The sequence below is a fragment of the Rhizobium sp. WSM409 genome (genome assembly GCF_057653825.1).
This window is the reverse complement of record NZ_JBYGKP010000005.1, coordinates 25,596-49,172: the sequence shown is the minus strand read 5'-3', so window position 1 is coordinate 49,172 and position 23,577 is coordinate 25,596. Positions and strand designations below refer to the sequence as shown.

At 59.6% G+C, this 23,577-nt stretch carries 26 protein-coding genes; 10 read left to right on the top strand and 16 right to left on the bottom strand.

Annotated elements, in window-relative coordinates:
• Nucleotides 1-46 precede the first annotated feature (46 nt).
• The 9 genes from AC25BC_RS33040 to AC25BC_RS33000 all read left to right on the top strand — a co-directional run bounded on the left by AC25BC_RS33040 (nucleotide 47) and on the right by AC25BC_RS33000 (nucleotide 6,933).
• On the top strand, nucleotides 47-736 hold the full coding sequence (locus AC25BC_RS33040) for a hydrolase (RefSeq protein ID WP_017997043.1): 690 nt from the start codon (nucleotides 47-49) through the stop codon (nucleotides 734-736).
• A gap of 68 nt (nucleotides 737-804) precedes the next feature.
• On the top strand, nucleotides 805-1,095 hold the full coding sequence (locus tag AC25BC_RS33035; protein WP_017997042.1) for a XapX domain-containing protein: 291 nt from the start codon (nucleotides 805-807) through the stop codon (nucleotides 1,093-1,095).
• Nucleotides 1,095-3,077 (top strand): amidohydrolase, encoded by a 1,983-nt coding sequence (locus AC25BC_RS33030; RefSeq protein WP_128439973.1) that lies wholly within the window; start codon nucleotides 1,095-1,097, stop codon nucleotides 3,075-3,077. Before AC25BC_RS33035 ends, AC25BC_RS33030 begins: the two co-directional genes overlap by 1 nt.
• A gap of 102 nt (nucleotides 3,078-3,179) precedes the next feature.
• The gene (locus AC25BC_RS33025; RefSeq protein WP_245459894.1) at nucleotides 3,180-3,389 is read left to right on the top strand and encodes a hypothetical protein; all 210 of its coding nucleotides are present in this window, start codon (nucleotides 3,180-3,182) and stop codon (nucleotides 3,387-3,389) included.
• The gene (locus AC25BC_RS33020) at nucleotides 3,386-3,817 is read left to right on the top strand and encodes a DoxX family protein (RefSeq protein ID WP_128439974.1); all 432 of its coding nucleotides are present in this window, start codon (nucleotides 3,386-3,388) and stop codon (nucleotides 3,815-3,817) included. The genes AC25BC_RS33025 and AC25BC_RS33020 overlap by 4 nt, the downstream gene beginning before the upstream one ends.
• Nucleotides 3,818-4,156: 339 nt before the next feature.
• Complete coding sequence (locus AC25BC_RS33015; RefSeq protein ID WP_128439975.1) at nucleotides 4,157-5,065, top strand: glyoxalase; 909 nt, start codon at nucleotides 4,157-4,159, stop codon at nucleotides 5,063-5,065.
• Between the two features lie 125 nt (nucleotides 5,066-5,190).
• A complete protein-coding gene (locus AC25BC_RS33010; protein ID WP_164903043.1) occupies nucleotides 5,191-5,352 on the top strand; it encodes a hypothetical protein in 162 nt (53 codons plus the stop codon).
• Nucleotides 5,349-6,035 carry a YoaK family protein gene (locus AC25BC_RS33005; RefSeq protein WP_128406085.1) on the top strand — a complete coding sequence of 229 codons (687 nt, stop codon included), beginning with the start codon at nucleotides 5,349-5,351 and terminating at the stop codon, nucleotides 6,033-6,035. Before AC25BC_RS33010 ends, AC25BC_RS33005 begins: the two co-directional genes overlap by 4 nt.
• Before the next feature lie 61 nt (nucleotides 6,036-6,096).
• Nucleotides 6,097-6,933, top strand: coding sequence for an alpha/beta fold hydrolase (locus tag AC25BC_RS33000; RefSeq protein WP_128439976.1), 837 nt, complete (start codon nucleotides 6,097-6,099; stop codon nucleotides 6,931-6,933).
• Between the two features lie 146 nt (nucleotides 6,934-7,079).
• Here the strand turns inward: AC25BC_RS33000 and AC25BC_RS32995 are convergent, their stop codons facing one another.
• The gene (locus AC25BC_RS32995; protein ID WP_128439996.1) at nucleotides 7,080-7,973 is read right to left on the bottom strand and encodes a helix-turn-helix transcriptional regulator; all 894 of its coding nucleotides are present in this window, start codon (nucleotides 7,971-7,973) and stop codon (nucleotides 7,080-7,082) included.
• A 286-nt stretch (nucleotides 7,974-8,259) separates the two neighbouring features.
• Between AC25BC_RS32995 and AC25BC_RS32990 the strand changes: the two genes are divergently transcribed.
• A complete protein-coding gene (locus AC25BC_RS32990) occupies nucleotides 8,260-9,093 on the top strand; it encodes a helix-turn-helix domain-containing protein (RefSeq protein ID WP_128439997.1) in 834 nt (277 codons plus the stop codon).
• Between the two features lie 90 nt (nucleotides 9,094-9,183).
• Here the strand turns inward: AC25BC_RS32990 and AC25BC_RS32985 are convergent, their stop codons facing one another.
• From AC25BC_RS32985 to AC25BC_RS32915, 15 genes are all read right to left on the bottom strand, one after another.
• Nucleotides 9,184-9,657 (bottom strand): VOC family protein, encoded by a 474-nt coding sequence (locus AC25BC_RS32985; protein ID WP_128439998.1) that lies wholly within the window; start codon nucleotides 9,655-9,657, stop codon nucleotides 9,184-9,186.
• A gap of 97 nt (nucleotides 9,658-9,754) precedes the next feature.
• Nucleotides 9,755-9,979: a hypothetical protein gene (locus AC25BC_RS32980; RefSeq protein ID WP_164903041.1), complete on the bottom strand. Its 225-nt coding sequence runs from the start codon at nucleotides 9,977-9,979 to the stop codon at nucleotides 9,755-9,757.
• Between the two features lie 211 nt (nucleotides 9,980-10,190).
• On the bottom strand, nucleotides 10,191-10,739 hold the full coding sequence (locus AC25BC_RS32975; RefSeq protein WP_128439977.1) for a hypothetical protein: 549 nt from the start codon (nucleotides 10,737-10,739) through the stop codon (nucleotides 10,191-10,193).
• Between the two features lie 131 nt (nucleotides 10,740-10,870).
• Complete coding sequence (locus AC25BC_RS32970) at nucleotides 10,871-11,533, bottom strand: MreC domain-containing protein (protein ID WP_128439978.1); 663 nt, start codon at nucleotides 11,531-11,533, stop codon at nucleotides 10,871-10,873.
• A gap of 400 nt (nucleotides 11,534-11,933) precedes the next feature.
• On the bottom strand, nucleotides 11,934-13,826 hold the full coding sequence (htpG, locus tag AC25BC_RS32965) for a molecular chaperone HtpG (protein ID WP_128439979.1): 1,893 nt from the start codon (nucleotides 13,824-13,826) through the stop codon (nucleotides 11,934-11,936).
• A 535-nt stretch (nucleotides 13,827-14,361) separates the two neighbouring features.
• Nucleotides 14,362-14,985, bottom strand: coding sequence for a nucleotidyltransferase family protein (locus AC25BC_RS32960; RefSeq protein WP_128439980.1), 624 nt, complete (start codon nucleotides 14,983-14,985; stop codon nucleotides 14,362-14,364).
• A gap of 142 nt (nucleotides 14,986-15,127) precedes the next feature.
• A complete protein-coding gene (locus AC25BC_RS32955; RefSeq protein ID WP_128439981.1) occupies nucleotides 15,128-15,823 on the bottom strand; it encodes an XdhC family protein in 696 nt (231 codons plus the stop codon).
• Nucleotides 15,823-16,152: an XdhC family protein gene (locus AC25BC_RS32950; protein WP_113548369.1), complete on the bottom strand. Its 330-nt coding sequence runs from the start codon at nucleotides 16,150-16,152 to the stop codon at nucleotides 15,823-15,825. The genes AC25BC_RS32955 and AC25BC_RS32950 overlap by 1 nt, the downstream gene beginning before the upstream one ends.
• Before the next feature lie 16 nt (nucleotides 16,153-16,168).
• The gene (locus tag AC25BC_RS32945) at nucleotides 16,169-18,511 is read right to left on the bottom strand and encodes a beta-glucosidase family protein (RefSeq protein WP_128439982.1); all 2,343 of its coding nucleotides are present in this window, start codon (nucleotides 18,509-18,511) and stop codon (nucleotides 16,169-16,171) included.
• A 33-nt stretch (nucleotides 18,512-18,544) separates the two neighbouring features.
• Nucleotides 18,545-19,024, bottom strand: coding sequence for a MarR family winged helix-turn-helix transcriptional regulator (locus AC25BC_RS32940; protein WP_017997022.1), 480 nt, complete (start codon nucleotides 19,022-19,024; stop codon nucleotides 18,545-18,547).
• A 55-nt stretch (nucleotides 19,025-19,079) separates the two neighbouring features.
• Complete coding sequence (locus tag AC25BC_RS32935; RefSeq protein ID WP_113548371.1) at nucleotides 19,080-19,679, bottom strand: cysteine hydrolase family protein; 600 nt, start codon at nucleotides 19,677-19,679, stop codon at nucleotides 19,080-19,082.
• The gene (locus tag AC25BC_RS32930; protein WP_113548372.1) at nucleotides 19,679-20,728 is read right to left on the bottom strand and encodes an ABC transporter ATP-binding protein; all 1,050 of its coding nucleotides are present in this window, start codon (nucleotides 20,726-20,728) and stop codon (nucleotides 19,679-19,681) included. Before AC25BC_RS32930 ends, AC25BC_RS32935 begins: the two co-directional genes overlap by 1 nt.
• Nucleotides 20,715-21,494: an ABC transporter permease gene (locus AC25BC_RS32925; RefSeq protein WP_003554934.1), complete on the bottom strand. Its 780-nt coding sequence runs from the start codon at nucleotides 21,492-21,494 to the stop codon at nucleotides 20,715-20,717. The genes AC25BC_RS32930 and AC25BC_RS32925 overlap by 14 nt, the downstream gene beginning before the upstream one ends.
• Before the next feature lie 10 nt (nucleotides 21,495-21,504).
• Nucleotides 21,505-22,419, bottom strand: a complete 915-nt coding sequence (locus AC25BC_RS32920) for an ABC transporter permease (RefSeq protein WP_113548373.1) — start codon at nucleotides 22,417-22,419, stop codon at nucleotides 21,505-21,507.
• On the bottom strand, nucleotides 22,409-23,485 hold the full coding sequence (locus AC25BC_RS32915; protein ID WP_003554938.1) for an ABC transporter substrate-binding protein: 1,077 nt from the start codon (nucleotides 23,483-23,485) through the stop codon (nucleotides 22,409-22,411). Before AC25BC_RS32915 ends, AC25BC_RS32920 begins: the two co-directional genes overlap by 11 nt.
• Nucleotides 23,486-23,577 lie beyond the last annotated feature (92 nt).

Below are 23,577 nucleotides of genomic sequence, written 5' to 3'. Positions count from 1 at the left end.
CCTGCCCCATTACCTACCTTCAACCCTAGTCAAAGGAAGACACGAGATGTCCAGCAAGCTTCAGGTCCTGACCCCGCAGAACAGTCAGATCATCTTCATCGACCAGCAGCCGCAGATGGCCTTCGGTGTTCAGTCGATCGACCGCCAGGTCTTGAAGAACAACGTTGTCGGTCTTGCCAAGGCGGCGAGGATATTCAACATCCCGACCACCATCACCACCGTCGAGACCGACAGCTTTTCGGGCAACACTTTCCCGGAACTGCTCGCTGTCGTCCCGGACAATGATATCCTTGAGCGCACGTCGATGAATTCCTGGGACGACCAGAACGTCCGCGACGCGCTGGCCAAGCACGCTGCCGATGGCCGCAAGAAGATTGTCGTCGCTGGCCTCTGGACGGAGGTTTGCAACACCACCTTCGCGCTCTCCTGCATGTACGATACCGACTACGAAATCTACATGGTCGCCGATGCCTCCGGCGGCACCTCCGTCGATGCGCACAAATATGCGATGGACCGCATGGTGCAGGCCGGCGTCGTTCCGGTGACCTGGCAGCAGGTCCTGCTCGAATGGCAGCGCGACTGGGCCCGCAAAAAAACCTACGACGCGGTCACGTCGCTGGTGAAGGAGCATTCCGGCGCTTACGGCATGGGTATCGACTATGCCGTCACCCACGTCCACGGCGGCGCCGAGCGGGTCAGCCATGGCAAGCGGATCGGCCCGAACCCTGCCAAGTAGATGCGGGCATTGCTCCGGTCGTGCGCCAATTGCCGGAGCAAATTGCTTCTCAAGCGAAGGTCTTCTCCATGAAAGTCTATCTCCTGTCACTTGGTGCCGGCCTGCTGGTTGGCGTGATCTACAGCCTGCTCAATGTCCGCTCGCCTGCCCCGCCTGTCGTCGCGCTCATCGGGCTGCTCGGAATTCTTGTCGGCGAGCAGCTCGTGCCATTGGCAAAAAGCATCTGGGCTCGTGAGCCTGCCGCCGTCTCCTGGCTTCACCAGGTAAAGCCGCACATGTTCGGGCACCTCCCGAAAGGCCGGCAAAACGTGGTGGCGGTGAACCCGCCCCACGAAGATTCAACATCGGGGAAAAGCTGATGACGACGCGCCGCACGTTCCTGGGCGCAGCATCGAGCCTCGCCTTTTCAAACCTGTTTTCGCCGGCCAATGCCGCCGATCCCACCACGACCGGAGCCGCTGCCATGCACGCCGATATCGTCCTTCACAACGGGTTGATCACGACGCTTGATCGTACAAATCCGAGCGCCACAGCGGTCGCCGTCAAGGACGGTATGTTCCTGGAGGTCGGCAGCGACAGCGAGATCATGGCACTGGCCGGGCCCGATACAAAGATCGTCGACCTCAAGGGCAAGCGCGCGCTTCCCGGCCTGATCGACAACCATACCCATGTCGTGCGCGGCGGCCTCAACTTTAACATGGAGCTGCGCTGGGACGGCGTCCGTTCGCTAGCCGACGCCATGGACATGCTGAGGCGGCAGGTGGCCATCACACCCGCTCCACAATGGGTGCGCGTCGTCGGCGGCTTCACCGAGCACCAGTTCGCCGAAAAGCGCCTGCCGACCATCGAGGAGATCAATGCCGTCGCGCCCGACACGCCGGTCTTCCTGCTGCACCTCTACGACCGGGCCTTGCTGAACGGCGCGGCCCTCAGGGCCGTGGGCTACACGAAGGACACGCCCAACCCGCCTGGCGGCGAGATCACGCACGACGCCAACGGCAACCCGACCGGCCTGCTGCTGGCCAAGCCGAACGCCGGCATCCTCTATTCGACACTCGCCAAGGGACCGAAACTGCCTTTCGACTATCAGGTTAATTCGACCCGCCACTTCATGCGGGAACTGAACCGCCTGGGCATCACCGGCGTCATCGATGCCGGCGGCGGTTTCCAGAACTACCCGGACGATTACGCGGTCATCCAGAAACTGTCTGACGGGGACCAGCTTACGGTCCGCCTCGCCTACAACCTCTTCACCCAGAAGCCGAAGCAGGAGAAAGAGGATTTCCTCAACTGGACGGCCTCGGTCAAATACAAGCAGGGCAACGATTATTTCCGTCACAACGGCGCCGGCGAGATGCTGGTGTTTTCCGCCGCGGACTTCGAGGATTTTCGCCAGCCCCGCCCGGACATGCCGCCGGAAATGGAAGGCGAATTGGAAGACGTCGTTCGGGTGCTGGCCGAAAACCGCTGGCCGTGGCGTCTTCACGCCACCTATGACGAAACGATCAGCCGCTCACTCGACGTCTTCGAGAAGGTCAACAGGGATATCCCGCTCGAAGGCCTGAACTGGTTCTTCGATCATGCCGAGACGATTTCGGAACGCTCGATCGATCGCATCGCAGCACTCGGCGGTGGCATAGCCACCCAGCATCGCATGGCCTATCAGGGCGAATATTTCGTCGAGCGCTACGGCCACGGTGTCGCCGAAGCCACTCCGCCGATCCGGCGCATGCTGGACAAAGGTGTCAACGTCTCGGCCGGCACGGATGCGACCCGCGTTGCCTCCTATAACCCCTGGGTCTCGCTGTCCTGGATGGTCACCGGCAAGACTGTCGGCGGCATGCAGCTCTACCCGCGTGCCAATTGTCTCGACCGTGAGACGGCGCTTCGGATGTGGACCGAAAAGGTCACCTGGTTCTCCAACGAGGAGGGCAAGAAGGGACGCATCGAAAAGGGCCAGTTTGCCGATCTCGTCGTCCCGGACAAGGACTTCTTCGCCTGCGCCGAGGACGAGATTTCGTTCCTGACGTCGGAACTCACCATGGTGGGCGGCAAGATCGTCTACGGTGCCGGCACTTTTGCCACCCTGGATCAGAGCGATATCCCACCCGCCATGCCGGACTGGTCACCGGTTCGCAAGTTCGGCGGTTATGCCGCTTGGGGCGAGCCCGACGGTGCAGGCAGACACTCGCTGCGCCGTACGGCGATCGCCTCCTGCGGCTGCGCCAGCGATTGCGGCGTCCATGGCCACGATCATGCCGGTGCCTGGACATCGAAGCTTCCTATCGCCGACCTGAAGGGCTTCTTTGGCGCCCTCGGCTGCTCCTGCTGGGCCGTCTGAGAACGCGGTCTACCCATACAAGCTCCCTTTGCGGCACGATCTGTAGAGGAGCTTCCCGACGAACGACGAGGCCAGGCGATATGGCCGCAGCCCGGAGAAATCATGTCCGCTATTCTACTCCTTGAACCGGCTCAGCCAGCCGTCCAGATGATCGATCAACAAACCGGTCTCGCCTTTTGGCGTCGGGTCGACGGATCGTCAGCTCCTTCTCAGCGCCATGGTCGCGCTGGCAAGGACAGCGAAAGCATTCAATCTCCCGGTGATCGCTTCGACGTCGGCGCGATCACAGGTGTTTTGAGGATACTCCTATGACGACCATCCATGCTCAAGAAACCGGCAGCTTCGCCGGCAAGGCTTCCGTCGCCGAATTCCTGGCATTGCTCGCGCTCTGCTCCGCCTACATCCAGGGTCCGCTGACGAAGGCTCTCGACTTCCAGGGGGCCGTCGCCGAGATGAACCATTTCGGGCTGGCTCCGGCGCCACTTTTTGCAGTCGGCGTGCCGATCTTCGAACTCGCCATGTCCGCCCTCATCCTTTCGGGGCGCTTGCGCTGGCTGGGGGCACTTGCCCTGGCGATATTCACCCTGATGGCGACATTCCTTGCCCTGCGGTTCTGGGAGATCCCGGCCGGATCCGTGCATTCGGCAGCCATGAACGGCTTCTTCGAGCATGTCGGTCTTAGCGGTGCCTTCGTCTTCGTTGCTCTTGTCGACCTGCGCAAACGCGCGAGAGGAAAATAGAGCGCATCGTCTGATGCCTGCCATGATGACGTCAAATCCCTCCATTTCTGAGCCAAAGCCGGTCGGGCTGAGATCTTGAGAACGCACCGCGCTGGCGAGATCCACGAGGCCGTCATGCGACAGCTCGAGCATGAATTCGACCTCCACGAAATGGCGCTCAAAATCGCCGATAACCAGCCATCGAAACTATCGGTCCGACCAGACTTCCGGTTCCCCATTATTGCAAAACGGGCAATTCAATCGGCGGAATTATTGTAATTGTTCAATTCTGACGCCAGAGCCACTATCCCTTCACAGACATATGCCCGCCGGAACCGACCTAACCATGAGGATGTATCCATGACCTTTCCATCAGCTGGATTGAAATTCGCCGTTGCCGTCGCCGTCGCTACGATCATGGCCTCTTCTGCTACAGCCGCAGGGGCTGCCGGCAAGAACGTGGCGGTTGGCGCCCAATACGACACCACTCATGTCTATGTTCCGGTAACCGACGTCGATGCCTTCGCGGCGAGTTTCGTCGCCACGTTCGGCGGTGCATCGACCAAGCAAATCGTCGCCACGGTGACGCCGACACCGAGCAGCACGACCTCTCAACTGATCCAAACGCCCGCAGGCACAGTCTCGCTGTTCGGCTTCAAGACGCCGATCCCCTATCCCTTCGGCAAGGAACGGACAGGATATCTCGTGACGGACATGGACCGGGCGGTCCGCGATGCTCGAAATGCGGGAGCCTCGGTCATTGTCGATGCCTTCCCTGATCCGATCGGCCGCGATGCCGTCATCCAATGGCCGGGCGGCGTCAACATGCAGCTCTACTGGCACACCAAGGCACCGGACTATCCCAAGTTCGATTCGGTCCCTGAAAACAGGATATATGTTTCAAAGGATTCCGTCGGCGCTTTCATTGATGATTTCCTGACCTTCTCGAAGGGCAAGATCGTCTCCGACGACAAAAGGGCACCCGGCGTCGAGATCGGTCGCCAGAGCGACAGCTACCGGCGCGTCCGGATCACATCGGACTTCGGCAACATGTCGGTCCTCGTGACCGATGGCCATCTTCCTTACCCTTTTGGCTATGAGACCACCGGTTATGCGGTGAAGGATCTCGATGCAACCCTCGCGAAGGCCACCGCTTCCGGCGCGACCGTGCTCGTCCAGCCTTACAAGTCGGACAAGCGTCAGGCAGCCATCGTTCAGTTCCCCGGCGGATACATCGCCGAGATCCACGCACCGCTTGTCTCGGAATGACCGGCCGCTCGGGCCTGCTGTGACGGCGGGACGACCAAGGATGCTGTCGATGTCCCACCGAGTGTCGCCGCTTCAGACAACGTGGCGCGCGGCGGGACATCAAGGGGCGCTATGCCCAGGTACGCATGGACAACGCCTTCAATGCCAACCTGAAGGGTGCCATCGAGTTCATTCGTTACGACGTCGGCGAAACGATCCGCCAGGCCGGCGGCCAGAAGAATAAAAGCTGTCTCGGCGCCACGCCGAGATTCTCCCGCACCGGGACGGCAGAGGAAAAGCACGTATGAAAAAAATCTCTCTTGCAACGGTCTTGAGCTTCGACGCCGGATACGTCGACACAGCAGGCTTTCTGGCGCTTCAGGGGCTGTTCACGGCGCATGTCACAGGGAATTTCGTGACATTCGGCGCGGCCGTTGTGCTCGGCACGTCCGGGATTATCGCCAAGCTTCTTGCTCTGCCGGTCTTCTGCGCTGTCATTCTTGTAACCAGACTGGCGAGCTTCTGGCTCGCCAGGCGCAGATACGCGGTTTTAAGCACGATGATGAGGGTGAAGCTGCTGTTGCTTGTCGTGGCGGCGGTCCTTGCGGTTTCCTTTGGTCCTTTCCCGAAGGGAGACGGATGGCCGGCGATCCTGACGGGCATGGTGCTGGTGGCCGCGATGGCGATCCAGAACGCCGCGCATAAAATCCATCTGGCGAAGGCACCACCGACGACGATGATGACCGGCAACACCACCCAAATCATGATCGATTTGGCTGATGTCATTCGCGGCGAAAGCCTGGAAGCGAAAAGTGCCGCCAAGAAGCGGATGATCAAGATGCTGACGAGCGTCTGCGCATTCGCCATCGGCTGCGGTGTCGCCGCCGCAGCCTTCATGTGGCTTGGCATCTGGTGCCTTGCGATCCCGCCGCTGCTCGGTCTCCTGGCACTGATCGCGGAGATCGAGACACCGGAAGGCGACGCGAAATAGCTGCTCACCCGCGATCGGCGGCCAACGTTTTCCACCCCACCTCAATCAAGGAGACAAGAGAATGGGCTACATCACCACCAAGGACGGCGTCGAGATTTTTTATAAGGATTGGGGGCGTAAGGATGCCCAGCCGATCGTCTTCCACCATGGCTGGCCGCTGTCGTCGGACGACTGGGACGCGCAGATGCTGTTCTTCCTGTCGAAGGGTTACCGCGTCGTCGCCCATGACCGTCGGGGTCACGGCCGTTCGGCACAGGTTTCCGACGGACACGACATGGACCACTATGCCGCCGACGCCTTCGCTGTCGTCGAAGCGCTCGATCTGAAGAATGCCGTTCATATCGGCCATTCGACCGGCGGGGGAGAAGTCGCCCGCTACGTCGCAAAATACGGCCAGCCGGCCGGGCGCGTCGCCAAGGCGGTTCTGGTTTCCGCCGTACCGCCGCTGATGCTGAAGACCGAGACGAATCCAGGTGGCGTTCCACTGGAAGTGTTCGACGGCATTCGCAAGGGCGTCGCTGAAAACCGCGCGCAGCTGTTCATCGACTTCCCCACCGGTCCGTTCTATGGCTTCAACCGGGCCGATGCGAAGGTCTACCCGGGTGTCATCCAGAATTGGTGGCGGCAGGGCATGATGGGCAGCGCCAAGGCCCACTACGATGGAATCAAGGCCTTCTCCGAAACCGACCAGACGGAAGACCTGAAGGCGATCACCGTTCCGACTCTCGTCATGCACGGCGACGACGATCAGGTGGTGCCGATCGATAATGCCGGCCGGCTGTCGGCCAAACTGGTGCAGAACGGTACATTGAAAGTTTACACGGGCTATCCGCACGGCATGCTGACCACCCATGCCGATGCCCTGAACGCCGATCTGGTGGCGTTCGTCGAAGCCTGATTGTCAGTCCGGGTGCGGCTTCAGTGCCGCATCCGGACCGCGCACATCGCGTCTAAAGCTGTTTTCACCACGACGTTATCGGCGCTTTTCCTTGAAACCGAGGTCGAGGGAAATCGCGGTGCAGCGCCGCTCGAGCTTCAACTCGCCTAGTGGCGATTGTGTGCGCGCCACTCCGCCGGAGCCGTTCCCACAGTCTTCGAGAAGGTGTCGATGAATGCGTCCTCATCAGCAAAACCGCAGCTCGCGGCCACCTGGGCGATGGTATCACCGGTCCTGCTCAGCTGTGATTTAGCCCTGGTCATTCGGTACGCCGACATCCATTCGGCAACGGACTGCCCGGTTGTATTCAAGAAGCCTGAACGGAGCTCATCCACTGAAAAACCGGTGGCATCGGCGATCTGATCGACGGTCACGTTGGCCGACAGATTTGCGACCATGTACGCCTTGATGCGCTTTTCCTGCATGGGAGACAGCCGACCGCTGGCCGACAGCCGCTGTGCGGGTGAGCGTCCGTAACGATGGGCGAGATGGGCGTTTAACGCCAGCCCTATATGGGGAAGCAGCTGATCCCTGACTTCGTCCGGCATGTCAAACATCGGCATCAGTGCTCCACCAATATTGCGGATCACTTGATCGTCAATCCCTCGGCAGGTGGCAAGGTCATCGACGCGCGGTTCGCCTGCCTCCTCGGCGAGCTCGGCAAACTGTGAGCTCGGGATATGAAAGGCAAGCGCCTCGAAATGACCGCTAATTGAGATTGCGGCGCCATACCTCAGACTGATGAGACAGACAGAACCTTTGGGATAGGTCTTCAAAGCTGCGACGGTCTGGTCAGGACAGATGTCGCGATGATCGACATCGACGAGATAAAGCATCACCAGGAAGGCATCATCGGCCGGAAGGAAGACAGGATGCTCCGCATCTCCATAAACGTGGTCAAGATGAACGACAGAGAGCTTCGCCTCGCGAAGAGGCCTGATGACCAAGGCCCTCGCCGCATCGATGCCAAAACATGCTGCAATCCTGTCGCCGACCGCCAACGCTTCACTCAAATGTGTCTCGATCCTCCGGGCTGGGAACGGTATAGCCCGACCGTCGCGATGCCACGATTTGAGAGTTCCTATATATCTTCGAAGCATCTATCTTGAACAAAAGCATCCTCGTCGACGAGATTCTGCGATTTTGCGGAAGGCTGCGCTGAAGGGCTGAGCGCCGAGATTGGTCTTCAAAAAACGAAAGCTTGGCGTCTTGGTTCCTATTTCCGACGGTCACGTGAAATCACTCGGCGCAACGGCAACCGACACCTTCGGATGTCCTCTAAAACAGTTGTCGATCGACCAGGCGCTGGCAGGTTCCGATATCGCGGTCTTTCGCAAGGGAACGAGCGTCGCGCGGCTCGATCAGGTCATGACAACGGCAAGCGACCGAGGGTTCGTCGTCGGTGTCTCTTCGATCGGCGGTCACAGGCGGCAAATCCAACACCAACATCATGTGACGACCCACGACTTTGCGGAGAACTCGATCTACATTCGCGATCTGGCCGAGGCCTACAAAGCGGATCTCGGCGGTTCTTTCGATTTTCTGCTGTTCGAAATCTCGCCCGCGGCTCTCATCAGGATCGCCGATGGTGCTGAACTTTCCGGCATCACCTCGCTCGCGGCCGAAACCGCCTCGAAAGACATCGTGCTTGCCAAACTCGCTCGGGCGCTGATCCCGGCACTCGAAAAACCGGAGGAAGCCAGCGCGCTGTTCATCGACCAGATGACTACTGCCATCGGGACGTACCTGGTTCAACGCTATGGCGGCCGGTCCGTTGCAACCCCCAACAGATCACGAAGCCTGTCGCGCATGCACGAGCATCTGGCGAAAAGCCTGCTTCTCGAAAACCTTGAAGGGGACATCTCGATCGAGCAAGTGGCGCAGGCCTGCAATCTGTCTCGCGGCTATTTCATTCGCGCCTTTCGCGAGACGACGGGCATGACACCGTATCAATGGCTTGTCAGCCAACGAATAGATCGCGCCCGCACCCTGCTGCGCACTTCAAATGCTCCGCTCGCCGAAGTCGCCGTCGCCTGCGGCTTCGCCGATCAAAGTCATTTCACAAGGGTTTTCTCAAGTGTCGTTGGCGCAACGCCTGGCAATTGGCGGCGTAACGTATAGTCCAGCCGAGCAGAGAGCGCCGTTTGGAATAGACTGAATTCGGCATCCCCAATCGCCGCTTTGAGACACCATCCGCGCCCGCCGGCGACGCTATCCCCGAACGGCCGCTTCAATCACGGCGACGTCGATCTTCTGCATCTTCATCATCGCGTCGAAAGCTCTCTTTGCTTCAATACCGCCAGCTCGCATCGCATCCATCAAAACGCGCGGCGTGATCTGCCATGAAATTCCCCAACGGTCCTTGCACCACCCGCACTCGCTTTCCTGTCCGCCATTTCCAACGATGGCGTTCCAGTATCGGTCGGTTTCCTCCTGGTTTTCCGTCGAAATCTGGAATGAGAAAGCTTCATTGTGTTTGAAGGTTGGACCGCCGTTCAATCCCACGCACGAGACACCGGCAACCGTAAATTCGACAACCAAGACGTTGCCGACTTTTCCATCCGGATAATCGCCGGGTGCACGGATAATCGCTCCGACGGCGCTGTCAGGGAAGGTCTGCGCATAAAAATTGGCGGCTTCCTCGGCATCTTTGTCGAACCAAAGGCAGATCGTGTTCTTGGCCATTTCAGTCCCTTTCATAATTCGGTGTGAGGATTTAGCGGTCATCATGATTGAAAGACGGATGAGCCATCCAGCAGCCGACATCATTCCAAAAAAAGTTTCATGGCCCACGCAACGGCAGCGATCGCGAAAAGAGGCCGACCATATCGCCGAGGGCTTGAGAGATGGCATCGAAGCTTCGGGCTGCTCGTTTGCGCAGCAAGGCTCTGAGTTTGGAAAAGGTCGATGGGATTGAGATCGGCGAATAGGCACGCAGTTTGTCGCGGATGAGCGGGGGGCTGGCGAGATAGGCAACGAGGTTTGCCAGTTCTTGCGCTTCCACCATGCGCTGTAGGATCGAACCCGAGCGGACGGTGGCAAAGAATTCCGTTTAGATCTGCTCTATTGAAATTTGGCCCAGCGGGAGCGGAGACCTCGTTGCGAGCTTGGTCTGACCCCCGCCAACCAGACCTATCCAGTTCGCCAGCAACGCAGCTCATACCCGTTCCGAGCCAAGGCACACTGGCCGCAATTGGGTACGACAGGAAATGACAATCTCAGCGCTCGAACCGATCCAGCATCTTCTTCAGTTGTGCGTTTTGCAGCCTGAGCTTCGTCGCCAGCTGATCCCGGAGCAGCCTGATTTCTCCATCCAGGCTCACTGCATCGTCAGAAATGGCGGCAACGCCTGGAGAAGGTGGAAGAACGACAGCAATGGTTTTCGTTTTCTTGTTCCGCCTGCTGCGCTTTCGCGTTGGACCGTCGCCTACTGGCAATGCCTTTGGTGAGGCGTGCGCGGCTACGTCGGCCTCATTGGATGAGGCCAGATCAGCCGCTTTCTCGAGCGTGGCGCTTTCCACATCTGTCGTGTGATCAGCACTATTTGCCGCCTCTTCGGCATGACGAGGCAGGTCTACCGACACCGCCTCGGTGACCGGCTTTTCGTTGGCCGCACGGTCTGCGGCTTTCGACCGGTTGGCCGCCGCTTCAGTCGGCTCGGCCATGGCTGATACGTCCGGCTTCACATCATCGGTCGAGCCGTGTTCTTGCTTCTGCTGGCGTCGCCGTGACACCAGCCCAGCAAGAAGTTTCCATGGAGACGCCATTTTATTCGACCTCGAATTCTACTGCATATGCAAACTGCGAGCAAAAACGTTGGCGGCAGAACGAACCGCCGCCAAAATCTTCACTTCAATAAGCATGAGAATGCGGCCAGCGCTTGACCGTCTGCTGCCGATCAACCGAGGTTGAGGCGCTTTCGCAGATCGGCATTTTCAGCGCGGAGCTTCTCCGCCAGCAGCTTGCGCAGTCTCTGGTTTTCCTCTTCGAGCTGCAGAAGATCCGAAATCTCATCAACTGCCGCCACCGACGGTGCAGCCGCTATCGACACAGCCTTCGGAGCACGTTTGACAGGCGCACGCTTGGCACTCGTCGTCCCTTCGTCAGGCTTTGCTTTGCGTCCTCTCGTCTGCTTTCCAGCTTTGGCATCCGAAGCCGCTGCCGGTTGCGAAGAAACGGCGGCTGAGGCGGTTGCAGGCACCACCTTCTTGGCGCGAGGTTTGCGCACCTTCTTCAGTCCATCGGGCGCCGCGGCGGCCGGCGTGTCAGCATTGGTTGTCGTATCTTTTTCGTCGGCCATTATGGTCTCCTGTAAAGCCGATGCATTTGTCTCTTGCTCGATCGGCAGTGTCAATAACGGCCCGGCCTGTTCTTCTTCGGATACAAGCATTCCGGTGCTTCTTGCCTGAGGAGCTAATGACATAAATGGCATTGCCTCGTCCTGCATATCTTGCGCAACGGACTTAAGATCCGTGTCTGCCCAGATCGAGCTCGGTTTGGAGTTGAGTTTTCGCCGACCTGATTTGTACTCGACGGCAAAGCTGCGCTGTACTTTTTTCAATTTAAAAAAGCCTTGGGTATCTGCGGTGATGTTTCAGCGACGTTTTCAGCATCGCAACATGGCGTGCAAATAACGACTATTGCGCCGGCGGTCCATACCCTGAGCCACGGGAGCTGAGACGACAAAAGGCTCCAGTGGGCTCATATGGTGCGACCGTCGCCGCTTCCAAACGCCATCCGTGGGCTGATACTGATTCCGCGAGAGGACACACTTCCAACATGCCACAGCTCACCGATGTCCCATAACGGTTATAACATCGCCGACTATCGGGATATTGCGCCGGAGTTCGGTTCGCGTGCCAATTTACGACCGCCTGGTCGAAGAGCTCAGGAACGGGGCAGTTGGTCTTTATACGCATAAGGGATCTCGGCCCAAATGGGCCAAGATCCGTAGTGAACCTTTATTTGCCGTGTCCCATCGCCAAGGCAAACAGTCTTGCCTGCCGCTCCGCAAATGCCCGTGGGTTCGCCGGCTTGTCGCCATCAAGAATGCGGGCCTCATCGAGGAGGAGCCACGCAGCATCCTCGCGAAAGGCATGATCGTCCATCGATGCGATGCTTCTGACGAGCTGGCTCTGTGCGTTGATTTCTAATACGGGCTTCGAAGCCGTCTGCAGCCGCCCTGCCCCCTGGAGCATTTTCTCAAGTTGTCGATCAGGCCCGTGCTCGGAAGCAACCAGGCAGACCGCACTTTCCGTCAATCGACCGGAGACACGCACATCGGCGACCTCCTGGCCGAGAGCAGCGCGCGCGAAATCGATGAAAGCGGCAACCTCGGAAGAGGCTTCCTGTTTTTGCTCGTCGGTGCCTGCCTCGCCGGCGATGTCATTCAAATCGGCAAGGCCCTGGGTGACCGATTTGAATAACTTGCCCTCGAAATCAGGGACATTGGTGGGCCAGAAGCTGTCTACGGAATCGGTCAAAAGCAGCACTTCGATCCCCTTGGCCCGGAAACCCTCGAGCTGTGGTGAACCATTCAACTGCTCCAGGTTCGAGCCGCTGATGTAAAAGATAGACGACTGCCCTTCCTTCATCACTGCCACGTATTCCGTCAAGCTCCGTGTCGCGCCTTCGGCAGCAGTTGTGTGGAAACGCGCCAGCTTGAGCAATTGCGGGCGGCGCTCGAAGTCTTCGTAGATACCTTCCTTGACGATTGCCCCGAAGAGGCCCCAGAATATGCCGAACGTCTCGGTTTCGCTGTCGGCCATTTTCTCCAATGCGGCAAGGATCCGGCTGGTTACGCCTTTACGGATCGCCGTGAGAACCGGGCTCTCCTGGATCATCTCGCGGGAAATGTTGAGCGGCAGATCGGACGTATCGACTATACCGCGCACGAACCGGAGGTAACGCGGCAGTAACTCGGCGTCATCGGTGATGAAGACGCGCTTCACGTAGAGCTTCATCCGACCCTTGCGATCCGGATCAAACAGATCGAAAGGCTGGGAACCGGGTACGAAGGCCAGCGTCGTATATTCGTGCCGGCCCTCGGCGCGGAAATGCACGTTGGTCAGCGGCTCATCGTATTGACCCGAAACGCCACGGTAGAAATCGTCGTAATCCTGTTTGGAAATTTCGCTCTTCTGCTTGGTCCAGAGCGCGGCACCATCGGAGATCTGCGACGGCTCGGCCGCTTCCTTATCGACGAGGCGAATGGGAACAGGTACGTGGCCGGACTGATCGCGAATGATCTTTTCGACAGTCCACTTGTTGGTGTATCTTTTTGCATCTTCCATGAGATGCAGAACGACGCGGGTACCCCTCGTCGGCGCCTCGACGGAATCGGCCGCGACGATGTCGTAGCTTCCCTTGCCGTCGGACGACCACTTCCAGGCTTCCTCCTGACCCGCACGCCGCGAGATCACATCGACCTTGTCTGCCACCATGAACGAGGAATAGAATCCGACGCCGAATTGACCGATCAGTTCAGCCTTCTCGCCGGTCTTAGCAGCCTCAAGCCGCTCCATGAATGCCTTTGTCCCCGAGCGCGCGATCGTGCCAAGCGCGTCGATCATCTCGCTCCGGCTCATGCCGATGCCGTTGTCCTCGACGACAAGCGTCAGCGCCTCTTCATTGAGGGTCACGAGAATTCCAGGCTGTATACCGTCAGCCGAGAGTTGCGGCTGGGAAAGCGAGTCGTAGCGCAGCTTTTCGCAGGCATCCGCCGCGTTCGAGATCAATTCCCGGAGGAAGATATCTTTGTCGGAATAAACCGAATGCACCATCATGTGCAGGAGCCGACTGACATCCGCTTCGAATGCATGTTGCTCAGGCTGCCGCTCGTCGAATGTCGTCATCGATAATCCCCATTTTGCAGAAGTCGCGCGTCAGATGGTTTTTCCGCTGATGGATTTCAAGCGCTTCACCGTTGCGGTCGATTGATTGGCGCCAATTGCCGGGGATTGCAAATGGTTTCAAAAGCGCGAGAGGTTCACCAGAACCCTGCTCTTGAGCAGGTTTCGAACTAACGACTACGTCTTTCGCATCTTGCGGGCGAACTGAGCGCCGACGACATCGGGAGCGATCTTGCGGGACGCAAGCGGGACTGGCTGCACAAGGCTTCAACTGTGGAATTCGTAATGAAAAAACTGGAGAGGTGGAAGAGCTTCCAACAATCTGAGCTCACCTAGTCCGGCGATCTCGTTCAACAGCTATGAACAATTTCGCGTGTGTGATCTTCACGCGGGTTTCGACATAAAGGTGATATTATTCAAACCTGACGACAGTCCTCATCGGGCTAAGACTGCATGACGGATGACCACGGTGACGTGGACTCTTCACCGCAGGCGCTCAGAAGCCGTGAGAATCCGCTGGGTCGAGCGGCGGCATCGCTTAGCAGTCCTCAACAGGAATGCCACCGGCAGCGATAATCGCCTCGGCGGTATCGACATCGGTTAGCGCCGCGGTTCCCATCTCGACCTCAATGACTGGCAGCTCCGATGTTCTGATCAGGTCGCGGGCACCGATATCGCCCCTCAAGCGCAGAACGCTGTCGTTAAGGGACCGTGGCAAGATTACCGGGTTGCCTCGCATACCCTCAGAAGCGGCGCAAACGATTGCGGCGCCGTCCGCGACTTGGAATGCGTCAATCAGCTGATTCAGATTGTCTGTAGAAATGCCTGGCATATCGGCAAGCAAGATCAGAACACCATCGGCGCCGTCGGCTACAGCAGCGGCAAATCCGGCCGCCAGTGAACTCGACATGCCCGCTCGGTAGTCGGGATTGACGATAATATGCAGGGGCAGGCCGGTGAGAACGTCGCGGATATCGTCTTGCCGATGGCCGACGACGACCATGATGGAAAGGGCGCTACTGGCCTTGGCGACCAAAGCCGAGCGACGCACGAGCGGCATTCCGTCAAACATGGCCAACAGCTTGTGCCCGCCATTCGAGCCCATGCGCGTTGCCAAGCCAGCCGCCAGCACGACGATTGATACATTCGGCTTTGCTCCCATCTCTTTACCGATCCCACCAGTGCTGCAGCGTCCTCCGTCGACAAGCTCCAGGTTACGAGGTCGCGAACGTGCAGCAGCTTAGCGTCCGGGCAAGCTATTTTCCATCTGCGTCATCGTCGGGGGGTGAGCCTCTCCATAGGCGCTACGCAGGCATCGTCTGGCGGCTGCTCGTGCGAAGCGCTTTGATGACCTGAGCAATGATCGCTACGGAGATCTCAGCTGGATTGGATGCGCCGATGTCGAGCCCGATCGGCGCGTGGATCGCCGAAAGCGCATCGGCACAGAAGCCGTATGCGGCAAGGCGGCCTGTCCGCGCTGCGTGGGTCTTTCGGCTGCCGAGCGCGCCGATATAGAAGCAGCCGGTGCGCAATGCCTCGGCCAAGGGAAAATCATCGATCTTGGGATCGTGGGTGAGTGCGACTAAGGCGGTATAGCGGTCGAGTGGATCCGCCATCAACGCATCGACGGGCCAATCGGTGCACATCTGCGCATCGGGAAAGCGATCATGCGTCGCAAAGGCTGTGCGCGGATCGATGATGCGCACATCGAAGCCGGCCAACCTTGCCATCGGCGTCAGATACTGGCTGATATGGACGGCGCCGATGACGGCGATGCGCGGGGCAGGTATGTAGACATTGAGGAAGCCGCTGGCATCTATCGTGTCGAAAGCCATCGAGCGGCCAGACCGAAAGGCGCCTTCGACGAGCGCGGCAAATGGCGGCTCGACCGGATCGCCTTCCAGGAAGATATGCTCTTCTCCCCGAAAATCTGTCAGCAGCACGACGGCGAGACGCTTCCGGCGCGCGGCGTTCAGACGCTGCAGGCTGTCGCGGAGCATCAGCCGAGCCTCTCGACAAAGACACGGATGCGCCCGCCGCACGACAGCCCGGCGCGCCAGGCGGTCTCGTCCGCAACGCCGAATTCCAGCATCTGCGCCTTGCCGGCGGCAATTACCTCGGCAGCGGCGGTAACCACCGCACCCTCGACGCAGCCACCGGAAACCGAACCCTCGAAGTTGCCATCACCATCGACCACCAGATGACTGCCAACCGGACGCGGCGCCGAACCCCACGTCTCGATCACCGTCGCAATCGCAACAGCACGGCCCGTTTCCATCCAGTGCTCGGCCGTCAGCAGCGGGTCGATCAGGTTCGTCTGGATGGTCATTCCTGCGGGCCTCAATCTAGTGTTGGTTTAGTTCTGAAAAGACTTCGGCAATATCCGCCTCTTTGACGCTGTCTCCTACATACCAGCTCAAAGTGTCGTAGAAGCCGAGAAAGGAGCCCTTTGTCTTGGCAAGAAGGGCCATGGCTTCGGCAGCGGAGATCGAAAGCCTGCTGACGAAGAAACCAACGAGAGCGGCCTCGGCGTTCGGGTGGGCAAAGACAAGCGCTGTCGGAGAATTGGCCGAAATCGTCGGCAGCGCCGGAGCCTCTGACCTGCATGGCAAGGTGATCGACAAGCGGATGTCTCTGGAGGATGCAGCCGCTTCGATTACAAAAGCCTCGGCATCGAGAACCCAAGCCGAACGCGACGTGTCGAAATACTGGAAATCGCGCTGCGCCAGACCAAGCGTTACCCTCTTCGCTTCTCCTGGCGCCAGATGAAGCTTGGTGAAAGACTTGAGCTCACGGACGGGTCGTTTGAGACCCGGCTTAATCGGCCGGACATAGAGTTGCACGATTTCCTTGCCGGCAACCGTACCTGTGTTGCGAATGGTAAGGGCGGCGGTGCAGCCGGCGCCGGGCGTGATCTCGTGCGTATCGAGCCTGAGATCCTCATAGGCGAACGTGGTGTAGCTGAGCCCATGTCCGAACGGAAAGGCTGGCGTCATCGCCTTCAGATCGTAGAACCGGTAACCGACGAAAATGCCCTCGCTATAGACATGCCGGCCATGCTCGCCCGGATAGGTGTGCCAGCCCGGAATATCCTGCATGCGAACCGGCATGCTGGCGGAGAGCTTGCCGCACGGGTTCTGCTCGCCAAACAGGATGCGGGCCAGTGCTTCGCCACCGCCCTGCCCGGCATAGAAACTGGCCAGGACGGCGTCGACATCCCCGATCCACGGCATCTCGACCGTGTCTGGCATCGAGAGCACGACGAAGAGCTTGCGACCTGTCGCCGACAACGCCATGATGAGTGCATCGTGGCTGGCGGCGAGCTTCAGTGTGTCGCGGTCGTTGCCCTCGCCGTGACGGCTCTTCTCGTTTTCCGCAAACATGACAACTACATCGGCACGCTCCGCGGCTTCGACGATCGCCTCGATCGACGCCGTCACGTCGGGCTGCGCGACCGGCGAGAAGGGCAGATGCCGGACCTTCAGGCTGTCTCCTGCCCGCGCGGCAATCTGAACGAACGGACTGTCGACGCGATAGGGATTGGTGGTGGCCGAGCCGGAGCCTTGGATAACAGGAGTGACGGCGCCGTCGCCGACAATGAGAAGCTCACCCGGCCCGCCGGGATCGAGCGGCAGCGCCTGGCCCTCATTGCGCAGCAGCACGATCGATTCCGCCGCGATGTCGCGCGCCAGCACATGATGCGCCTCGAAATCCGCCGGCGTGCCGCGCCGCTCGCTCGACTTGCATTTGCGCACGAACGCCAGAACATTGGCGCAAGCCGCATCGATCACCTCGGGCGCCACGTCGCCGGCGTTGATCGCCGCATGGAGACGCGCTTTGCGGGGCTTGCTTTCCGGCATGTCGAGTTCGGTGCCGGCATCGAGTGCAGCGCCACGATCCTTGATCGCGTGCCAGTCTGACAGGACAAGCCCGTCATAGCCCCATTCACCGCGCAGCACGGTTCGCAACAGCCAATGATGTTCGGCGGCCTGGATGCCGTTCAGCGGATTATAAGCGCTCATCACGGTCCACGGCGCGCTCTTTTCGATGGCCCGCTCGAAGCCTGCCAAGTATATTTCGCGCAGGGCGCGTTCATCGACATCGGAACTGGTCGTGGTTCGCTCGATTTCGGAATTATTGCAGGCGAAATGCTTGAGCGAGGCGCCGACGCCGTTATCCTGCAATCCGCAGATGACGGCCGCCGCCATGTCGCCGCTGATAACAGGATCCTCGGAATAATATTCGTAAGCCCGCCCGGCCAGCGGCGTGCGCCTTATGTTGATGCCGGGGCCCAAAAGCAGATGAACCCCGAAATCCTGGCACTCGGCCGCCAGTGCAGCGCCCATGCGATAGGCAAGGTCAATATCCCAGGAACAGCCGAGCAGATTGCCGTTGGGAAAGCACGTGGCTGGACGGGTGGCCCCGAACATGCCGCCCGATCCGTCGCCCTGTTGCCCGACGAGATCGAGGAACGCCCGCAGACTGTCTTCGTCGTTATCGCCGGCGTCGATCTGGGTGGTCGAGTAGCGCACCCCATAGGCCCCATCGGTCATGACGATCGAAGGAACACCGAGCCTGCTGATTGATGCCGTCTTCCACAGGCCACGCCCGCTCAGGAGATCGACCTTTTCGGCCACCGTCATCTGATCGACAAGCGCTCGAATTTCGGCGTCGCTCGGCTGGAACATGAGTGGTCTCCGGTACTGCGGATCAGGCGTGTGTCAACAGATCTTCTGAAGGAGTTCCATCAGCATCATCCGCTCAGCAAGCGTCAGCGTGCTCAGCGTTTCCTGCGAGATCTGCAGCGCGACCGACAGGTTGCGGGCGACCGTCACCTCGCCTTCCGGTGTCAGCGTCAGCACCAGCCGGCGCGCGTCGGTCGAGTCGGGGGCGGTGTGAACGAGGCCACGCTTCACCAGTCGATCGACGACGCCCTTGATGGTCGCCATATCCATGGCGGTCTCGCGGCCGAGATTGCCCTGCGAACAGGGCTGCAGGTCCTTCAGCCTGACGAGCGCCGCCCATTGGGTGGTGGTCAGCTTCTCCGCCATCAGGCTCGCAAAGATCGCCACGTGCCGCTGGTTGGCCTGGCGCAGATAGAAGCCGATCTGCTCGCCAAGCGCATACTGTGCCTGCTGGCCGGACCCTTCGGTCGCTGCGGTCTTTTGTCGGCCGCCTTTGTCTTTGAACGGAACGTCCATAGGATCTCTCAAATCTGCCTGTTCGTCGTGGTGACTGGCAATGGCGCTGCCGAATTTACTCTCGCCATAATTTCAGAATGGCTTCTGTCGTTAGAATTTCAATCTGCTCCGAAAGCCTTGGCGCCAGGATCTCGATGACCATGGCGTGCGCCTTCAAGTCGCCGCTTGCCAGTGCGTCCTCGGCGAGGATGACCCGGTAGCCGGCGTCGACCGCATCAAGAACGCTGGCGTAGACGCAGACGTCGGTCTCGACGCCCGAGAAAATCAGCGTGTCCGTTGCCGATCCTTGCAAGCGCGCAGTAAACCCGGGCGAACCAAAGACCGAGTAGGTCTTTTTGTCGACGATGGAGCCTGGAGCGGCGATCGCCGAAAGCGGCGCCACCAGATCCAGCATGGCGACATCGAGTTCGTCCAGCGTCACCGATGACCACCGACGATAGTAGGTCTTCCAGCGACCCGTGGCATCTTCGGCACTTTGGGGCACCATGAAGCGAGCAAAGACAGTCTCAGCGGGCCGCGCTTTGCTGAGCGCCACCACATTGGGAAGGATGCCTTCGATCGCTGGCGTATACCACGCCGTTTGCTCGGCGAAGAGCCGCTGCATGTCGATGACGACATGCAGCGCATTCCTGGAGAGTGGCGCGGGTGCCATCATCAGTCGGCCACCGGGACGGTGTGTTCCGCGGCCCAGGTCAGGGTGATGGTGTCGCCATCGCTCAGGACCTTGCCATCGCGGTTCTGTGCAAACAGCTTCAGCGGCAGACCGTCTGCCGTCTCCAGCAGATAGGACAGCACGGGACCTGCGTAGATGACGGTGGTGATGCGCGCCGTCAGGCTGTTGCCATCCGTCGGACCCGATGCGATCGACATCTTCTCCGGGCGCACCGCGAGCGTGACGTTCGAGCCGCTTGATGGCAACGTGCCGGTGGTCTGAACTACCGTCCCATCGGCGAGACGCACAGCGCCGTTCTCCACGGTGCCGGTGAGGAAGTTGGAATCGCCGAGGAATTCGGCGGCAAAGCGCGTCAGCGGTCTCTCATAGACGGTTTCCGGCTCGCCGATCTGGACGATGCGGCCCTTGTCGAGGATCGCTACCTTATCGGACAGCGTCAGCGCCTCTTCCTGGTCGTGGGTGACGAAGATCGTCGTCAGGCCGCTTTCGCGCTGGATGCGCAGCAGTTCGACCTGCATTTCCTGGCGCAGGCGCCGATCGAGCGCCGACAGCGGCTCGTCGAGGAGCAGCACGCTCGGCTTGATGACCATGGCGCGGGCCAGCGCAACGCGCTGCTGCTGGCCCCCGGACAGCTGCTTGGGCATGCGATCGGCAAAGCCAGGCAGATGCACCATTTCCAGCGCGCGGTCGACTTCCTTGCGGGCGGCGGCGCCCTTGATGCCCCGGCGTTCGAGACCGAAGGCGACGTTCTGGGCAATCGTCATATGCGGGAACAGCGCGTAGGACTGGAACATCATGCCGATGTTACGGCCCCAGACCGGAATGTCGGTGACATCATTGTTGCCGATCGTGACGACGCCCTGGTCGGGCTTGATAAAGCCCGCGATGATGCGCAGCAGCGTGGTCTTGCCGGAGCCGGATGGGCCGAGAAGGCTGGTGAAAGAGCCTTCAGGGAATTCGGTGGTGATATCGGACAGGACCGGTGTGCTGCCGTAGGTCTTGGCGACGGAATTGACTTTAACGTTTGTCACTTGTGTCTCCGGGCTTGGCGAAGCGCGCAAAAATCAGGATGATCGTCATCGAGCCGAGCAGAAGCACGGTGGAGATCGCGTTGATTTCAGGGGTGAAGCCCTTGCGGATCGAGGAGTAGATCTGCACCGGCAGGGTGGTGTACCCGGGCGTTGCGAGGAAGTAGGAAATTACGAACTGGTCGAGCGACACTGCGAAGGCGAAGAGCGCGGCGCCAAGGATGCTCGGATAAAGCAGCGGTAGCGTCACCGAGAAGAAGGCGTGAACCGGTGTCGAACCAAGGCTCATCGCGGCTTCTTCAAGGTCGGCGCGGATTGTCTTGAAGCCCGTGCCGACGACCAGAACAACGTAGGGGATGGCGAGTGCCACATGGCCGATCAACAGGGCATGCATGCCGCGCCCGATACCGGTCCAATAAAAGAAGATCAGCATGGCCGTGCCGGTGATCAGCCAGGGAATGGCAATCGGCGGCAGCAGCATCAGTTGCAGGAGACTTCTGCCGCGAAAGGTCCGGCGCGACAGCGCAACGGACGCCATGGTACCCAAAGCCGTCGCCAGAACCGCGGTGATACTCGCGATCACCAGGCTGTTCAGACCCGCCGTCAGAAGGATGCTGTTGTCCCAGAGCGCGTCGTACCATTGCAGCGAGAAATGGAATGGCAGTTCGTAAAGTGGCGAAGCGTTGAACCCCATCGCCATCATCACGAGAATGGGCGTGTAGAGGAAGATGAGGATGGCGATGAGATAGATTGGACCGAGCGTTTTCATGATCCCTTCCTCAAGCGACCGTTCCGCGGCGCAGGACACCGGAGAAGGTTGCGAAAATTGCGAGCACGACCGCCAGCAGCGTAAAGGACAACGATGCGCCCAAAGGCCAGTTGAAGGCCTGGGTGAACTGATCCTCGATCACCGTTCCCATGGTCACGCCGACACGACCGCCCAGAATGCGCGGTTCCATGAATGAACCGATGACCGGAATGAAGATCAAAACGGCGCCGGAGATCAGTCCGGGAGCCGCAAGCGGCATCAAAATCTTGAACAGGATGGTCCACCAGCGCGCGCCGAGGCTTGAAGCAGCCTCAATGATCGCGTCGTCGATGGCCACCAGCGCTATGTAGCAGGTCAGGATCATGTACGGCAGATAACCGTGAACAAGACCAACCACCACGGCATAGCGCGTGTAGAGAAAGCCGATGGAACCCGCGTCCGGAACAATCATATGCAGCAGACTGTCGAGAAAGCCGTTTTCGCGCAGCACCATGGTCCACGAAAAGACGCGCACAAGACCGTTGGTCCAGAATGGCAGGAGAATGAGGATCAACAACATCTCGCGCGTCTTGCCGAAGGTCGAGCGGACCAGCGCCACGGCCGCCAGGAAACCAAGCACGGCGCAGAACAGCGTCGTCCAGAAGCCGATCAGCAGCGACGTGATGCCGATCCCGACCAGATAGGGTTGATCGATGAACGCGCGGTACTGCTTCAGCGTAAAGACGATCGGGGTCTTGCCCATCGGTGTCGCCGACATGAAGCTGAACACGAACATGGTCAGCAGCGGCAGAAAGACGGCAAGTGTCAGCCACCCATAGGTCGGCAGCAGCAGCGCCGTCGTCGAAACCCATGGCGGGAGTGGGCGCCGGCTGCGCGGACCCGAAGGTCCGCGCTCTGACGCTGATATCAGACGATCATTCTGCATAGAAGGCTTTCACTTCCTGCCAGATATTGTTGAAGGCTTCGCGCCGGTCGTCGGGAATGCCCGAGACAAAGGACGTGGTCTTCAAATATTCGGTCTTGTGTACCAGGCGGGTGAGATCGTCGGCAGGAAGTGCTGAAAGGGCTGCCGAATTTGAAGAAGCGGGGGCTCCAATCTTGGTTGCCCATTCGACATAGAATATCGGATCGATCATCCAGTTGACGAAGGCAAGAGCACCTTCTGGATTCGGAGCCGATGCCGGAACACCCAGACCATCGACCCAACCGACGCCGCCTTCCTTAGGCACTACGAACTGAACCGGAAGTTTAGAAACGCGCTTGGATCGCACCGAGCCGCCCGACCAGAACAGCGACAGGTCGAATTCCTTGGCGGCGAACGACTTGTTCCACTGATCTTCCGTCGACCACAGCAACTTGACGTTCGGCTTGATCGATTTCAGCGCGGCCGTAACAGCAGCCAGATCCTTGGGATCGTTGATGTCCTGCCCGCTCATCAGCGCGCCAACGCCGACATTGATGATGGCGTCGTCGTCCATGGCAACACGGCCCTTATAGGCCGGGTCGGCGAGGACCGCGTAACTGTCGGGAACGGTCATGCCTTCACGGATGGCAAGCGAGGTCATGCCCCAGACCCACGGAACGGCATAACCCTTGCCGTCCTTGCTGAAGTTCGGGTTGGCGCGCAGGGTCTCGTCGACTGTTGACGCGTTTGGAACCTTGCTGAAATCGATCGGCTGCAGCAGGTCTTCGGCAACCGCCTGGGCGCAACGCGCAGCATTGAGGATAACAAGATCGTAGGCGCCCGGATTCGTGCGCATCTTGGTCAGCATTTCCGATTCCGAGCTGTAGTAGTCATGGACGACTGTGATGCCCGTCTTTTCGGTGAAAGCCTTCAGCGACCAGGCTTCGTCGGTGCCGTAGCCCTGCCAGTTGAGGACCGTGATGGATCCGGCCGAAAAGGCTTTGCGCGGCAAGGTGGAGATGCTGACGCCAGCAATCAGTGCTGCGGACATCAACTTCATTGTGTTGCGTCTGGTGAGTTCAGTCATTGTGGCACCCCTCTTGAAGATACACAGTTATGGACCATCATGACCCGCGGTCATCGACCTCAACGGATCGGCTAGCTTGAAAACAAACAACG

What these genes read in the sequence shown, in the direction of transcription:
- AC25BC_RS33040 (WP_017997043.1), top strand. Translation starts at nt 47, where the DNA reads ATGTCCAGCAAGCTTCAGGTCCTGACCCCGCAGAACAGTCAGATCATC.
- AC25BC_RS33035 (WP_017997042.1), top strand. Translation starts at nt 805, where the DNA reads ATGAAAGTCTATCTCCTGTCACTTGGTGCCGGCCTGCTGGTTGGCGTG.
- AC25BC_RS33030 (WP_128439973.1), top strand. Translation starts at nt 1,095, where the DNA reads ATGACGACGCGCCGCACGTTCCTGGGCGCAGCATCGAGCCTCGCCTTT.
- AC25BC_RS33025 (WP_245459894.1), top strand. Translation starts at nt 3,180, where the DNA reads ATGTCCGCTATTCTACTCCTTGAACCGGCTCAGCCAGCCGTCCAGATG.
- AC25BC_RS33020 (WP_128439974.1), top strand. Translation starts at nt 3,386, where the DNA reads ATGACGACCATCCATGCTCAAGAAACCGGCAGCTTCGCCGGCAAGGCT.
- AC25BC_RS33015 (WP_128439975.1), top strand. Translation starts at nt 4,157, where the DNA reads ATGACCTTTCCATCAGCTGGATTGAAATTCGCCGTTGCCGTCGCCGTC.
- AC25BC_RS33010 (WP_164903043.1), top strand. Translation starts at nt 5,191, where the DNA reads ATGGACAACGCCTTCAATGCCAACCTGAAGGGTGCCATCGAGTTCATT.
- AC25BC_RS33005 (WP_128406085.1), top strand. Translation starts at nt 5,349, where the DNA reads ATGAAAAAAATCTCTCTTGCAACGGTCTTGAGCTTCGACGCCGGATAC.
- AC25BC_RS33000 (WP_128439976.1), top strand. Translation starts at nt 6,097, where the DNA reads ATGGGCTACATCACCACCAAGGACGGCGTCGAGATTTTTTATAAGGAT.
- AC25BC_RS32985 (WP_128439998.1), bottom strand. Translation starts at nt 9,657, where the DNA reads ATGGCCAAGAACACGATCTGCCTTTGGTTCGACAAAGATGCCGAGGAA.
- AC25BC_RS32980 (WP_164903041.1), bottom strand. Translation starts at nt 9,979, where the DNA reads ATGGTGGAAGCGCAAGAACTGGCAAACCTCGTTGCCTATCTCGCCAGC.
- AC25BC_RS32975 (WP_128439977.1), bottom strand. Translation starts at nt 10,739, where the DNA reads ATGGCGTCTCCATGGAAACTTCTTGCTGGGCTGGTGTCACGGCGACGC.
- htpG (WP_128439979.1), bottom strand. Translation starts at nt 13,826, where the DNA reads ATGACGACATTCGACGAGCGGCAGCCTGAGCAACATGCATTCGAAGCG.
- AC25BC_RS32960 (WP_128439980.1), bottom strand. Translation starts at nt 14,985, where the DNA reads ATGGGAGCAAAGCCGAATGTATCAATCGTCGTGCTGGCGGCTGGCTTG.
- AC25BC_RS32955 (WP_128439981.1), bottom strand. Translation starts at nt 15,823, where the DNA reads ATGCTCCGCGACAGCCTGCAGCGTCTGAACGCCGCGCGCCGGAAGCGT.
- AC25BC_RS32950 (WP_113548369.1), bottom strand. Translation starts at nt 16,152, where the DNA reads ATGACCATCCAGACGAACCTGATCGACCCGCTGCTGACGGCCGAGCAC.
- AC25BC_RS32945 (WP_128439982.1), bottom strand. Translation starts at nt 18,511, where the DNA reads ATGTTCCAGCCGAGCGACGCCGAAATTCGAGCGCTTGTCGATCAGATG.
- AC25BC_RS32940 (WP_017997022.1), bottom strand. Translation starts at nt 19,024, where the DNA reads ATGGACGTTCCGTTCAAAGACAAAGGCGGCCGACAAAAGACCGCAGCG.
- AC25BC_RS32935 (WP_113548371.1), bottom strand. Translation starts at nt 19,679, where the DNA reads ATGATGGCACCCGCGCCACTCTCCAGGAATGCGCTGCATGTCGTCATC.
- AC25BC_RS32925 (WP_003554934.1), bottom strand. Translation starts at nt 21,494, where the DNA reads ATGAAAACGCTCGGTCCAATCTATCTCATCGCCATCCTCATCTTCCTC.
- AC25BC_RS32920 (WP_113548373.1), bottom strand. Translation starts at nt 22,419, where the DNA reads ATGCAGAATGATCGTCTGATATCAGCGTCAGAGCGCGGACCTTCGGGT.
- AC25BC_RS32915 (WP_003554938.1), bottom strand. Translation starts at nt 23,485, where the DNA reads ATGACTGAACTCACCAGACGCAACACAATGAAGTTGATGTCCGCAGCA.